This window comes from Streptomyces sp. NPDC050636, assembly GCF_040654775.1.
Taxonomy (GTDB): domain Bacteria; phylum Actinomycetota; class Actinomycetes; order Streptomycetales; family Streptomycetaceae; genus Streptomyces.
In genome coordinates this window covers 1-13209 of sequence record NZ_JBFAIP010000140.1, presented here as the reverse complement: position 1 = coordinate 13209, position 13209 = coordinate 1, and the positions used below count along the sequence as shown (strand labels likewise).

At 68.9% G+C, this 13209-nt stretch carries 13 protein-coding genes; 1 reads left to right on the top strand and 12 read right to left on the bottom strand.

Annotation, left to right across the window (positions count from 1 at the left end; genetic code table 11):
- The 12 genes from AB0I10_RS37905 to AB0I10_RS37850 all read right to left on the bottom strand — a co-directional run.
- Positions 1 to 215 (bottom strand): hypothetical protein (locus AB0I10_RS37905; protein ID WP_363157303.1); only part of this gene is annotated, 215 nt, incomplete at its 3' end.
- Between the two features lie 343 nt (positions 216 to 558).
- Positions 559 to 2010: a UbiD family decarboxylase gene (locus AB0I10_RS37900; protein ID WP_363157302.1), complete on the bottom strand. Its 1452-nt coding sequence runs from the start codon at positions 2008 to 2010 to the stop codon at positions 559 to 561.
- Positions 2007 to 2783: an indole-3-glycerol-phosphate synthase gene (locus tag AB0I10_RS37895; RefSeq protein WP_363157301.1), complete on the bottom strand. Its 777-nt coding sequence runs from the start codon at positions 2781 to 2783 to the stop codon at positions 2007 to 2009. The genes AB0I10_RS37900 and AB0I10_RS37895 overlap by 4 nt, the downstream gene beginning before the upstream one ends.
- Entirely contained in the window at positions 2764 to 3486 is a 723-nt protein-coding gene (locus tag AB0I10_RS37890) for an N-(5'-phosphoribosyl)anthranilate isomerase (RefSeq protein ID WP_363157300.1), read from the bottom strand. The genes AB0I10_RS37895 and AB0I10_RS37890 overlap by 20 nt, the downstream gene beginning before the upstream one ends.
- Positions 3487 to 3491: 5 nt before the next feature.
- The gene (locus AB0I10_RS37885) at positions 3492 to 4856 is read right to left on the bottom strand and encodes a TrpB-like pyridoxal phosphate-dependent enzyme (RefSeq protein WP_363157299.1); all 1365 of its coding nucleotides are present in this window, start codon (positions 4854 to 4856) and stop codon (positions 3492 to 3494) included.
- 51 nt (positions 4857 to 4907) lie between these two features.
- A complete protein-coding gene (locus AB0I10_RS37880; RefSeq protein ID WP_363157298.1) occupies positions 4908 to 5594 on the bottom strand; it encodes a transglutaminase-like domain-containing protein in 687 nt (228 codons plus the stop codon).
- Positions 5595 to 5701: 107 nt separating this feature from the next.
- Entirely contained in the window at positions 5702 to 6841 is a 1140-nt protein-coding gene (locus AB0I10_RS37875) for an acyl-CoA dehydrogenase family protein (RefSeq protein ID WP_363157297.1), read from the bottom strand.
- Between the two features lie 47 nt (positions 6842 to 6888).
- Positions 6889 to 7263 (bottom strand): ectoine synthase, encoded by a 375-nt coding sequence (locus AB0I10_RS37870; protein ID WP_363157296.1) that lies wholly within the window; start codon positions 7261 to 7263, stop codon positions 6889 to 6891.
- A gap of 47 nt (positions 7264 to 7310) precedes the next feature.
- Entirely contained in the window at positions 7311 to 8153 is an 843-nt protein-coding gene (gene trpA / locus AB0I10_RS37865) for a tryptophan synthase subunit alpha (RefSeq protein ID WP_363157295.1), read from the bottom strand.
- A 94-nt stretch (positions 8154 to 8247) separates the two neighbouring features.
- Entirely contained in the window at positions 8248 to 9300 is a 1053-nt protein-coding gene (locus AB0I10_RS37860) for a hypothetical protein (protein ID WP_363157294.1), read from the bottom strand.
- Between the two features lie 2 nt (positions 9301 to 9302).
- Entirely contained in the window at positions 9303 to 9563 is a 261-nt protein-coding gene (locus AB0I10_RS37855) for an acyl carrier protein (RefSeq protein ID WP_363157293.1), read from the bottom strand.
- Between the two features lie 56 nt (positions 9564 to 9619).
- Entirely contained in the window at positions 9620 to 11116 is a 1497-nt protein-coding gene (locus tag AB0I10_RS37850; protein ID WP_363157292.1) for an AMP-binding protein, read from the bottom strand.
- A 425-nt stretch (positions 11117 to 11541) separates the two neighbouring features.
- Here AB0I10_RS37850 and AB0I10_RS37845 point away from each other — a divergent pair, with 425 nt between their 5' ends.
- Positions 11542 to 12594 (top strand): helix-turn-helix transcriptional regulator, encoded by a 1053-nt coding sequence (locus tag AB0I10_RS37845; RefSeq protein WP_363157291.1) that lies wholly within the window; start codon positions 11542 to 11544, stop codon positions 12592 to 12594.
- The last annotated feature ends 615 nt before the right edge of the window (positions 12595 to 13209 follow it).

Here is a 13209-nt window from a genome sequence, read left to right as displayed (position 1 = left end):
GGCACCGACCCACCACGAAAACTCGCCCGCACCGGACGCGGCCGATCCACCGGCAAATCCAACTGATCCGGCAACCCCGACAACACCCCACGCCAGAACACCAACTGCTGGTTCCACTCGACGATGGCGCGGTCCTCGTCCTCGCTGAGGAACGTGTGGCGGCGTGTCGGACCGTCCGGCTGCGCGCCGTACAGATTCTCGGAGCTCTTCGGCATTTCCCCGTCTTCCTTCGCTGACGACGCCCGCGCAACGTCCAGTTCTGTTCGTTTACTCGCTGTGGAATGAATGCGGATTCGTACGTGCTCACGCGCTCACGTCGCCGACGCCCGGAGCCCGGAAGTTCGGAGCCGGGACGGTCGGAGCCCGGATGGTCGGAGCGAGGAGCGTTGTTGCCGGTCGGAGACGGCATCGAACCGCATCGATGCGTCGAATCCTGTTGCAGCCCTTGGGGCACCAGTCGGCTCAGACCTTAGCGACGCCCGGGCGCGGAAAGGGTGTTGCTCCGGGGTCAAGAGCGGACATGGCCTGCACCGGCCAGCGTCGGCCGGTGCGGTCCGGTCAGCCGGGCGAGGGCGCGGCGAAACTGCGGCGGGTCATCCGACGAAGGGCGAACGGCGTGGTCGCGTCCAGCGCCGCCCGTCCCGCCGGCCGCGCTTCGGCGCCGGCCGCCCTGTGCCGTGCCCAGATCTCCGTCTGGGAGGGGTCCATCGGTACGGGCCCGAGGTCCGTCCACTGCGTGCAGTCGGCGCCCAGGTTGGAACGGGTGGCCATGGCCCACAGCACGTCTTCCGCACAGGACACGGCGACATCCTCGTCGGTGAGGACGACCAGTTTGACGAAGGGGTGCTGCCGCAGAATCTCATGTGCGATGCCCGTGAGAGCGGTGTCCCCCCGGGCGGACTCCTTGTGTACCGCGGCGGTCAGCAGCAGCATTCCGCCTCCGGCCGCGGCGAAGTGCAGATCGCGGACGGTGACTGCGGGGCTGTCGGGCAGGGACATCGCGACGGAGAGGGCGCCGGCCGTTCCCAGGATGTGCGACTGCTCGCGTCCCGGCCCGATGACCGCCTGGTAGACGGGGTCGCGCCGGGTGGTGATCGCCGTAGCCGTCAGTACGGGGAGGCCGGCTCGCGCCCGTCCGTCGTATCCGAGGAACTCCGGCAGTGAGAGGTCGGGCTCGGCGCCGTCGAGCGCCTCGTCCGCGACCGTGTCGTCGAGGTAGCCCTCGATGACGATCTCGGACCTGGCAAGGGCGGAGACCGGCTGCGTCACCCCGGGAACCAGCTCCACGCTCTCCCCCGCCAATGCCCCGGCGAGAGCGAGTTTGCCCAGCCCCGCCGGGAGGAACGCGGTGTTGACCGCGGACGCCACCATGGCGGCCGGGGGGACTCCGATGCTGACGGTGACCGGCAGCCGCTCGCCGCGGGCCAGGGCCCGCTGGTGGAGCGCGCCGAGCCGGCGGCCCGGCACCATCCAGACCGTGAGTCGTCCGGAGTCCAGGACCAGCATCCGGTGGCAGGACAGCGCGGAATCTCCGGTGGCCGGGTCCCGGGCGTGGATCAGGGCGGCTGTCAGGTAGGGGCCCGCGTCCCTGGGGGTGGCGCTGAGTACCGGCAGTCGGTGGAGGTCGATGTCCTTGCCGGTGGCCACCACTTCCTGGCAGGGGGCATCGGCCACCTGACGGGCAGCAGTACGGGACGCTGCGGTGAGCAGCCCGGCCACCGAGTCCGGGGCCGTGCGTGTGGGCAGGCCCGGCAGCCAGCGGGACAGCCGTGATGCGTCTCCGTACATGCCGAGCAGGACCGGCAGCCCGGAGTCCTTGATGGCGGTGTACTGGACGACGGGTTCGCTGCGGGACACCCCGACGGCCGGTACCCCCGCGTGGGCGGCGGCGAAGTGCGCCGCCACCGCCGCCGCCGGCATCGGCTCGGTGTGCAGGCGCAGCGAGCCGGGGTCCGCCGCCCTCAGGTCGTCGAGGGCGGCGCGCAGCGAGAGGCCGGGGTTCTCGGTCATCGGACGCTGTCCTGCCGCTGGTCCGTGACGCGCTCCTGGCTCCGGCTCATGAGGACGGCCAGCTCGCCGAACCAGGCATCGAGGTCGGCGGCGCGCAGCAGGCCGGTACCGATCAACAGGCCCCGGTAGCCCTCGGACAGCAGGCCCGCCGCGTCACCCGGGGTCGCGATCCCGCTGGCGCTGACCGGGACCGCGGTGCCGGTGGCCAGCACCGGCCGCAGCAGCCGGCGGCTGCGCCCCAGGTCGCCCGGGTCCCGTTCGCGCTGCCGGATGTCCTTGTTGTTGACGGCGACGACACAGGCTTGCGCATGTACCAGCGAGGACAGCTCGTCCTGTGAGGTGACCTCCACGAACGGGGTCAGGCCGTGTTCCAGGCACGCCTCGATCAGCCGTGGCAGGACAGTGCGCGGCAACACGGTGGCGGTGAGCAGGACCGCGGACGCTCCTGCGGCGGAGGCCCGCGCGATCTGCTTCTCCTTGGTGAAGAAGTCCTTCACCAGGATGGGCAGGCGGGTGGCTGCGGCCACCTCGTCCAGGAGCTCCTGGGTGCCGCCGAACCAAGAACCGGTGACCACGGACAGTGCGGGCGCTCCGAGCGCTGTGTAGCGCTGCACCAGCTCGGCGACCGGGCGGCCGCGGAACAGGTCGGCCCCGTGCGCGCTGTGCCGCTTGAGTTCCATGATCACGGGGGTGGCGGCCGAGAGCAGCGCCGAACCGAACCGGCCGCCCTCCACGAGCCCGGAGTCGGGACGGTCAGCCGACGGTGACGGCATGGCGGTGTTCCTCTCTGCGGTGTTCCTCTCTGCGGTGCTTGCGCTCGGTGCTCCAGGCGTGCCGGATCCCGTCGATCAGCAGCGGCGCGAGCGTCCCGTCGGGCCTGCGCGCGCCGCTGTCCACGTCGACGCCGAGGAATCCGTCGTGCCGCAGTGCCGCGCCGTGGTCCCCGGCGACGGCCGCGGTCAGACCACCGGCCAGCAGAAACGGGATGCGCACGGACTCCAGCACGGGGGCCACCGCGGCGGCGTCAAGTGGCCTGCCGGTACTGCCGATCCGGCCGTCGTCGGCCACCGAGTCGAACAGGAACAGGTCCGTTCCCGCCCGCTCGAAGGCCGCCACGAAAGGCTTCTCCAGCACTTTGCCGCGACGGACATGCAGCACCTTGACCAGCCCGACGCCGGGCAGCGCCGCCCGGACCGCGGCGACCTGCCGCGGCGTGGTGTAGCCGTGCAGCTGAACGCGGCGGATGCCCGATGCAGCCACCACCGCACGGAGTTGCTCCGGGTCGTCGAGCAGCGTGACCAGGACCGGCTCCAGGCCACGCTCCGTGGCCACGGCGGCCAGCTCGGACAGCGTCCCGAGCGGGAGGTCGGCCTTCCCGTCCGGGACGCCGTGCCAGAGCCCGACCATGTTCACCGGGGAGCCGGCCAGCAGTCTGAGCTCGCTCGTGCAGGTGAGCCCGCACACCTTCAGCCGCACGGAGATCAGTCCTGGCCGAAGGGAGCGGGGATACGGGCCAGCGAACGGGCCACCAGCTCCTCGTCGTAGCCCTCGTCCACCAACTCGCCGCCCAGGTACTTCTCGTACGCGGCCAGGTCGAAGTGCCCATGCCCGGACAGCCCGAACAGAATGGCCTGGGACCGGCCCTCCTCCCGGCAGCGCAGCGCCTCGTCGATGGCGACGCGGATGGCGTGGGTGGACTCGGGGGCCGGCACAATGCCCTCGTTTCTGGCGAAGGTCAGTCCGGCCTCGAAGCACGAGGTCTGCGGCACGGCGCGCGCCTCCATCAGTCCGTCCTGCAGTGTCTGGCTCACCAGCGGCGCGATGCCGTGATAGCGCAGGCCGCCCGCGTGGATGGACGGCGGCACGAAGGAGTGGCCCAGGGTGTGCATCTTGAGCAGCGGGGTGAGCTGCGCGGTGTCCCCGAAGTCGTAGGCGACCTGGCCCTTGGTCAGTGTCGGGCACGCCTCGGGCTCCGACGCGATGACCCGCACCCGCCGTCCTCCGCGCAGCTGCTCGCCGATGAACGGGAAGGTGAGCCCCGCCAGGTTGCTGCCGCCGCCCGCACAACCGATCACGATGTCCGGGTAGTCGGCGGCCATCTCCATCTGGAGCAGGGCTTCCTGCCCGATGACCGTCTGGTGCAGGGCGACGTGGTTGAGCACGCTGCCGCCCGCGTAGTTGGTGAACGGGTCGTTCATGGCGACCTCGATCGCCTCCGAGGTGGCGATGCCGAGGCTGCCGGAGCAGTCCGGGTCGTCCGCCAGGATGCTGCGCCCGGCCTCCGTCTCCGTCGAGGGGCTGGGTACGCAGGTGGCACCGTAGGTGTGCATCAGCGCCCTGCGGTAGGGCTTCTGGTGGTAGCTCACCTTCACCATGTAGACCTTGACCTGAAGTCCGAAGAAGGCGCCGGCGAGCGCGAGCGAGGAGCCCCACTGGCCCGCCCCGGTCTCCGTCGCGAGGCGGCGGATGCCTGCTTCCTTGTTGTAGAAGGCCTGGGCGATACCGGTGTTGGGCTTGTGGCTGCCGGCCGGGCTGCCGCCCTCGTACTTGTAGTAGATACGGGCCGGGGTGCCCAGTGCCTGCTCCAGACGACGGGCCCGGAACAGCGGAGCGGGACGCCACTGGGCGTAGATCTGCCGCACCGTGCCGGGGATCTCGATCTCGCGCTCCAGGCTCAGCTCCTGCTCGGCGAGTTCCTTGGGCATGATGCCGGTCAGATCGTCGACCGTGGCGGCCTCGCCGGTCCCCGGGTGAAGCGGCGGGTCGAGATGCGGCAGGTCGGCTGCGATGTTGTACCAGCTGGTGGGTATCTGGTCGTCACGGAGCTGGTACTTGATGGTGTCCACGTCGGCATTCCTCAGTAGTTGGCTTGGTGCGCGAGCTGAATTGATATCTCGTCATATGTCGTCGGACGCGGCGTCGGCGACCAGGGAGCCGCTGGCGAACCGGGTGCGGTCCGGGCGGACGAAAATCTTCGGGTGCGCGCTGCGCATTCCGTCCAGGATCTGCTCGTACGGCAGATCGTCGAATTCGCCGTGCTCCCTGACGAACTCCATGTGCGCTTTCCCCTGTTTGTCATAGGGGTGGTAGACGCTGTCGGCGCTGCCGTCGAAGTCCAGCGGCTGCATGCCGTAGAGCCGGCACAGCAGCCGGTTGAACACGGGCGTCGCACGCATCCAGCGGCCGTGCAGCCGGACGGAGGTGAGCGCGTGATAGTGGAAGACGTCCCCGCCGATGAACTCACGGAGCGCCGGGGACGAAAGGTGGTTGCGCACATCCGTGAGGACGAGCCGGGCCGGTATTCCGACCGCGCGCAGCGCCGACGCGTACAGCACCGACTTGTGGATGCACAGCCCCTTGCCGGTGCGTACGACCTGTGACGCGGTCAGTGCCCCGCGGGACAGGTCGGCGCCGTAGATTTCATAACCGATCCCGTCGCGGACCGCGTAGTACAGCCGGACCGCCCTGTCCTGGTCGTCGTCTCCGCCACCGGGCAGCGCCTCGGCGACGAATGCGCGCACCTCGTGCGAGCGGTGGTCGAGGAAATCGGTGGCGGCCAGCGCCTTGTCCGGCTCCATCTGCATGGCCCTTCTTCCGTATTCCTGGAGATTTCCTGCGGGACTTCTACGGGCTTCCGCGGGATTCCCTGCGGCCTTCCCGCGGGTATTTCTGCCGTGTTCGACAAAGCCGGTCACAGGCCGAGCATGGTGGCGATCCGGTTGTACTGGACTTCCGTCGTGCCGGAGTAGATGGTTCCGGCGACCGCCCCGCGCAACTCCTGTTCAAGGCCGTACTCGGTCATGTAGCCGTTACCGCCGAAGATCTGGACGGCGTTCAGCGCGGAGTCGAGAGCGGCCCGGCTGGCGATCAGCTTCGCGGTGGCCAGGTCCACCGTGACCTTCTGTCCCGCGGAGAACTTCGCAGCGGTGTCGTAGAGCCATTTGCGGGAGGTCTCCAGGCCGATCCTCATGTCGACGATCTTGTTGGCCACGGACTGGAACTCGCCGATGGGCTTCCCGAACGCGGTCCGCTCCCTGGCGTACTCGACGCAGCTCTCCAGACGGCGCTGCATTTCGCCCGTGGCGACGATGAAGCAGCACAGGATTTCCCACTTCATCACATGGTCCAGCACCAGGAATCCGGTGCCCACCCGGCCGATCACGTTCTCCTTGGGCACGTGGCAGCCGTCGAAGAAGAGCTCGCACAACGGTGACGCCTTGAGGCCCATCTTCTCGATCGGATTGCCGACGGTCAGGCCTGGAGTGCCCCGCTCCACCAGAAAGGCGGTCACCCCGAGCGGGCCGGCGGTCGGGTCCGTTTTGGCGTATACGACGACCAGATCGGCGACCGGGCCGTTGCTGACGAAGGTCTTGCTGCCGTTCAACACATAGTGGTCGCCGTCGAGCACGGCCGAGGTACGCATGTTCATCGCGTCGGAGCCGCTGCCCGGTTCGCTGATCGCGTGGGCCCCGATGGTGCTGCCGTCGCAGACACCCGGCAGGAACCGCTGCTTCAACTCCTCCGAACCGAAACACTGCAGCGGGACTCCGGCGCTGACCATGTGCGTGGTGACGGAGAAGTTGAGCCCGCCGTTGCGACAGCCGTGCCCGAGCCCTTCCAGGACGTGCATGGTGGTGAGCAGGGACTGCCCGAGCCCGCCCCATTCCTCCCCGAACGGGAGGCGCAGCAGGCCGGATTCGGCCACGGCCTCCCAAGGGGTGCGGGGAAACTCGGCCTCCTTGTCGTAACGGAGGTGGTCATCACCGAACTTCTCGAACCACGGGCTGAGGCCGTCGCGCAACGCACGCTGGTCGCTCGACCATTCGATCACGAGGGGACTCCTAGTGGGATGGTGTTCGTACGGCCGCGGTGCGCGGCTCAGTAGTGGGAGGAGGCCGCGCCGTCCAGCGTGTGGATCTCGTCGCCCTGCAGCGCCGGTGTGAAGACGCAGACCAGGCGGAGGTCTTCATCCGGCCAGGCGATGAGCCAGTGCGCGTCGTGCTGGTCGAGGGCGTACAGCGTGCCCGGCTCGATCGGATGGCTTTCGCCCGCCGTGTCGACCACTTCGCCACGGCCCGAAATGCAGTAGCAGGCTTCCAGGTGGCGCCGGTACTCAAGCAGGGACTTGGTGCCGGCCGCGACAATGGTGTCGGTCACCGAATAGCCCATGTTGTCGGACTCCAGGAGGAACCGGCGGCTGACGCCGTTCCCCCAGTCCACGGTCTTCACCTCGTCGAGCTTGCGAATGATCATGGGTTTTCCTCCTCGCTGTCGTCCGTGTCGCGGTGGCGCCGAGTCGGTCAGCGCACCGGTGCCGAACGCAGAGCGGTGACGAACCGCTCGACCTCGGCCAGAAGATCTCCGCCGGACCGCTGAGCCTGTTCGATGCGGTCCACCAGGGCGGTTCCGACGATCGCGGCGTCGGCGCCGAGTGCGCCCATCGCCCGTACGTCCTCGCCGGTCCGCACCCCGAAGCCCACCGCGACCGGCGCCGCCGTCATGGCCCGCAAGGCGGTCAGGACCGGCTTGAGCGTCCGTGCGTCGGGGGCCGGGGCGGTGCCCGAGCGCCCGTAGTGGGCCACCAGGTAGAGATACGCGGTCGCATGGCGTGCGGCCTGCGCGAGCACGTCGGGCCCTGAGCCGGCGTAACAGCTGGTGACGATCGGCTGCCCGGTCCGTTCTGCGGCCTCCAGATAGCGCGCGCCGGCCCGCGGCGGCAGTCCGTGCAGCAGCACCGCGTCCGTCCCGCAGTCGTGGGACCGGCGCAGGAACTCCTCGATCCCCACCGGCCGCACCGAGTGCCGCCAGTCGGCGAGCAGCGCCACCTTGGTGTGCCGCAGCCGGGGCCGGACGCGTCCGATGAATTCCAGGACCGCATCGAGGTCGACCCCGTTGTCCAGCGCTCTACGGGCGGAACGCCGGATGACCGGGCCGTCGGTGACCGAGTCGGGAAACGGCACGGCCAGCTCCAGGCAGTCCACCTCGGCGTCGTCCAGGAGCAGGACGAGTTCCAGCAGTTGGTCCAAACCCGGGTCTCCCGCGTTCAGGAAGAGCGCGAGCCCCGGATCCGACGGGCCGCGGGCCGTGAAGAACGTCCTGTCTGCGGACTGCGACACCGTCGTGCCACGAGCGCCCCATTTCACAGCGCCCTCCTTCACGGCGCCCTGTTTCACTGCGTCCTCTTTCACTGCGTCCTCTGCCACGGCGCCCGCTGCCACGGCTTCAGCGGCGTTCCTTTCAACCGACACCGGCCACCTGCCTCCGCGACGCGCGCCGGTGCCGGCGCAGACGATCGACCAGCTCGACGGCGGCACCGTCGAACATCGCCTTCTCCGCCGCCGAATAGGCGTCCGCCCACTGCGTGCGGGCGCCGGAAGCGACGGCTGCGGCGGCCGCGTTGAGGCAGATGCTCTGCACGGCGGCGGCCGGCCCTTCCCCGCCGAGCAGCGCGAGCAGTTGGCCGACCGGTGACTCGTCCTCGTACACCGGGAGCAGGTCGTCCAGCGAACCGCCGTCCAGCCGCATCCCGTCCATGGAGCCGGGTGCGATCCGCAGGGGGGCCTGTGCGGGCCCGGTGCGGATGGTGTTCTCGGCGAAGCTGACCAGCTCGTCCACGCCGAGCTCGTTGCGGATCAGCCAGATGTCACGCTCGGGCAGGGCATCCGCAACCTCGGCGAGGCGCGGGAAGAGAGCGGCATCGGAGACTCCGGTCAGCCGGACACTCACCGGGGCGGCCGCCAGGAAGGGGCCGAGTACGTTCACGATCCGGCCGACCTGCTTCATCCCGTACGGGAGGATGGCGCGCGCAAGCCGGGTCAGCTCCGCCGGATAGACGAACCCGCCGGCAAAAGCGATGCCGTAGGCGTCGAGCAGGTCCTCACACTCGGCGTACGAAGCCGCGGTGGGAACGCCGAGCCGCTCAAGGATGTCGAGGGAGCCGAAGCGGCTGCGATAGCCGCGCGATCCGGTCTTGACGACCTTGACGTCCATCGCGGCCGCGACCAGCACCGAGGCGGTGGTGAGGTTGAAGGTGGCGGGGCCGCCTCCGGTGCCGACCACATTGACGGTGCCGGGCCACGGAGCCGGCGCCTGTGCACGCCGTCCTTCGAGCGAGGTGAGGAACGCCGCGACGGTCCGGGCGTCCGGCATCCGCGTGGACAGCGAGGAGATCACCGCCAGCGCCTCCCCGGTGTGCAGTTCCTTGCGCTGCAGCCGGTCCCAGAAGTCGTCCCAGGTCTCGGTGTCCACCGGCCGGGTCCGGGCGACGAGACTGTGGAGCAGGTCTGTCACGGCTACTTGGCCCCCGCCGGTGTGTCCGCGGACGCCACGAACGCGTTGATGTCCCCTGCGGAGCGGAAGTTGTCGGGGGCGATCTCCATCGCGTCGATGTCCAGCCGGTACCTGTCCTCCAGCCAGCTGACCAGGGTGAGCAGGCCCAGGCTGTCGATCACGCCGTTGGCCAGCAGGTCGTAGTCCTCGGCCAGTTCGTCTGCGGGGATGTCCAGCAGGAACTCCTCGACCAGGTACTTCTTGATGTCGTCGATACGCGCCATGTCGGCCTCCAAAGGTGGTGACGGGTCCGCAGCTGCTGTTGTCAGCCCTGCGGGAGTCATGCGGCCTGCCCGCGCAGATGTCGCAGGGCCGCCTTGCGGTCGAGCTTTCCCGTGGACGTCCTCGGCAGCGGCGTGTCCAGCAGCTCGAACGTGGCCGGGATGCCGACTCTGGGCAGCACCTTCGCCACGTGTTCACGCAGCCGCAGACCGTTCAGCGCCGAGCCCTCGGTGCGCTGCACGACCGCGTGCAGCCGCTTGCCCGCCCGCTCGTCGGGGAGTGCGAGAACCGCGGCGTCGACGACCTCTTGGTGTCCGCGCAGCGCCTCCTCGACCTCCGCGGTGTTGATCCGTACGCCACGGACCTTGACCACGAAGTCGCGGCGGCCTTCCAGCGTCAGGGTCCCGTCCGGGTGGCGGCGTACCAGGTCGCCGGTGCGGTAGCAGCGCTCTTGGGAGGTGCCGTCGGGATGCGGGACGAACACACCGTCGTCCAGCGCGGCGTCGAGGTATCCGACGGCCTGGAACGGCGTGCGGACCAGGAGCTCACCTCGGCCGGGCCCGGTCAGCACGGACCCGTCCTCGTCCAGTACCAGAGCCTCGACTCCGGGGATCGGGCGGCCGATCGGCAGTGAACCGTAACGCTGCCGATCGGCTGCCGCATCGATCTCATGGGCGAAGCTGTCGTTGGTCTCCGTACACCCGTAGACGTTGTGCAGAGCGGCCTTGGGGAAGAGCGCGGGCAGTGCGGCGAGCCCCTTCTCGGAGATCGCGTCGCCGGTGAGCAGGATGTGCTCGACCCGCTCGAACTCACCGTCGTGGGCGTGCCCGGCCGCCTGGGCCAGCAGTTGGAAGAGCATCGGTACGCCCTGCACCACCTGGACCGGCCGGGCCTGGAACAGCGTGAGAAGGTGCGCCGGATTGACCGCGAGGTCCTGGTCCACGAGAGTCGCGCAGCCGCCTCGGGCGAGCGTCGTCCAGATGTCCAGCAGACACAGATCGAAGTTGAGCGGGGCGTAGTTGAGCACGGTGGTGCCGGGGCCGATCCCGAACCGCTCCCCGGCCCACTCGGTGAAGCGGTCCAGTGCGGCCGCCGGAATCGGCACCGCCTTCGGCAGCCCGGTCGATCCGGACGTGGTCAGCAGGAGTGCGGTGTCCTGCGGCACCCTGGGCCCGTTACGCGGGACGCTCGGCTCAAGGCATGGCACCGGACCGGACGAGACCAACTCCCCTGGATCCGGCAGCCGTTGGGCTCCGGCATGTGCCAGGAGTGCACGCAGCGAGTCCTCGCCCAGTTCGGCGGAAGGGATCAGCACGGGCTGACGGATCCCCATACAGGCCAGCAGGACCGCGACGGCTTCCGGCGACTTCTTCGCCACCAGGGCGACGGGTCGCGAGGCCGGCAGGCCGAGGGACTCCAGATTCTTCCTTGCCGCTTCGGACATGCCGCGCAGTGCCGCATACCCGACCTCTCGCCCGTGCCAGAGCAGAGCCGGTGCGTCCGGGCGCAGCTCGGCATGTTCGGCGACGCGTTCCGGCAGTGTGGTCCATGCCATCGCGCAGTCCTCCCCTTCCCCCGTAATTCAAAGAACCGGCTTCGGTTTGGGCCGGGGCGTGGACGCCTCCGAAATTCCCAAAGTGACACCCTGGCAGCACCATTGCTGCACCAAGAGAATGTTGATTCCGGGTGACGGCGATCCAATTCCCGGGAGGGCATAGGGGATCGCGCGAATGCCGGACGACCACCCCGCTCGCCCTCTCGGCGCACAGCGGGTGTCGACGTCCTGATCATTTCCAACGAGACCGGACGGAGTCCAGAGCAGACCGTGGCCAAACGGTGCCATGTCCTCAAACGGACCCATGCGTTAGCGTGCTCGCCCGAGCCGCGGAAGGCCCGCGGGAAGCATCGGCCCCACGTCAAATGTTCAATGAATACGCGGGTGGAAACGATGCCCGGACCCCGCACGATCCCGAGGTACCCATGCAACAGGACACGGCAGCAGACGCCCATAAGTTGTTCCGCCACATGATGGCCGGAACGGACTGGAATCCCGACCTGGCCCGGAAAGAGCTGGAGTTGACCGAGGATGCCTTCGGGGCGGCGCAAGCCCTCTTGCTCGACATGGGGTTCATACGCCCTGCCGTCGGCGCCGGCACGTTCGTCACCGTCCCGCCGGAGACAGCCGTGGCCCAGCTCCTGACCCTGGAACAACACGCGCTGCGCGAGCGGCTCGCCCTCAACCAGGAACTGTCACAGACCCTGGCGGCCCTGGGATCGAACCTTGTGACCTTGCAGGCCAGGGCGCAGAGCGACACCCAACTCAACCTGCTGATCGGCGAGGACACCATCACGGCGGCACTCCACGGCGCCGGGATCAAGGCACAGAACGAAATCCTGAGCATGCACCCGGGCTCCCCGCTGCCGCAGCGCATGCTCCAGGAGAGCATGGGACGCAATCAGACCGCCCTGGACCGGGGCGTGGCCATGCGGGCGATCCACCTCAACACCATGACGGGGCCGCCCCACGGACGCGCCCACCTGGAGGCTCTCCAACAGGCCGGCTGCGAGGTGCGGCTCGCCTCCGTCCTGCCGTTCCGGATGATTCTGGTGGACAACGCGCTCGCCTACATGTCCGCACCGCCCCGCGACGGGCAGATGGCCGCACTGGAAGCCCGTGGCCCCGACATCTGCCTACTGCTCCGCCAGACCTTCGAACACTGCTGGGTACACGGCACGGTGCCGCCGGACCTCGGCGCCGGCGCCAACGACGACCACGGCCCCGCCCGCGAACTGCCCATGAATGAGCGCGAGATCGCGGTGATCAAGATGATGGCGAACGGCAGCAAGGACGACTCGATCGCCCGCGCCCTGGGCGTGTCCTCCCGCACCCTGCGCAGGATGACCACCGGAATCATGGAGAAGCTCGGCTCCGAGAGCCGCTTCGCGGCCGGCGTGAAAGCCGCAGCTCTCGGCCTGATCGGCACCCCGGAACCGGAGTCGCCACATCCCCTCACACCCGACAGCGGCCGTTGACACGTACACCATCCACCCATATTCTACCGTCATACAGAACTATTCTTCCGCATCACGGAAGGTCAGCAGCGGTGCACGGCGGCCCTGCTGACGCTCCACCCACGCCGTCACGCCGCTCCGGGGGTCCATGAAGCGGCGTCATCGCCACCGGGTCATCACGCCAGGCCGACCACCCGACGGCGAGCCAACCGGGGACCACATCTCTTCAGTGCAATTGCTTATGCTCGTACACAGGGGGAGTTATGAGTAAAAGATTCCGCACAACCATGCCCAAAGAAGGCACACTCGCCGACGACGACCTGGCATGGGGATCCTGGTAAACGGCACCTCGATCGCCGACGACACAGGGCAATCGACAGGAAATGCTTTCCCTGAGGAAACTGGGAAGGTTGAGGGAGTTGGCGGCTTCACGGGCTGCCCCGACGACTTTCCGTGAATCTCCGCTTCAGATCCGCCCCGGCGAGAACCCAGTTGAACGTCGATAACGACTCACATTCTCTGGCACCTCTCCACGGCCACCCACCCTGCCCGAGCCAGCCGATGAAGTATGTCGATGAAGAATGTCGCCGCATCCCTCATCGTCCCCGCACGCGGCGGTGTGCCGCAGGACCCATC

What these genes read in the sequence shown, in the direction of transcription:
- AB0I10_RS37900 (WP_363157302.1), bottom strand. Translation starts at nt 2,010, where the DNA reads ATGACCGAGAACCCCGGCCTCTCGCTGCGCGCCGCCCTCGACGACCTG.
- AB0I10_RS37895 (WP_363157301.1), bottom strand. Translation starts at nt 2,783, where the DNA reads ATGCCGTCACCGTCGGCTGACCGTCCCGACTCCGGGCTCGTGGAGGGC.
- AB0I10_RS37880 (WP_363157298.1), bottom strand. Translation starts at nt 5,594, where the DNA reads ATGCAGATGGAGCCGGACAAGGCGCTGGCCGCCACCGATTTCCTCGAC.
- AB0I10_RS37870 (WP_363157296.1), bottom strand. Translation starts at nt 7,263, where the DNA reads ATGATCATTCGCAAGCTCGACGAGGTGAAGACCGTGGACTGGGGGAAC.
- AB0I10_RS37855 (WP_363157293.1), bottom strand. Translation starts at nt 9,563, where the DNA reads ATGGCGCGTATCGACGACATCAAGAAGTACCTGGTCGAGGAGTTCCTG.
- AB0I10_RS37850 (WP_363157292.1), bottom strand. Translation starts at nt 11,116, where the DNA reads ATGGCATGGACCACACTGCCGGAACGCGTCGCCGAACATGCCGAGCTG.
- AB0I10_RS37845 (WP_363157291.1), top strand. Translation starts at nt 11,542, where the DNA reads ATGCAACAGGACACGGCAGCAGACGCCCATAAGTTGTTCCGCCACATG.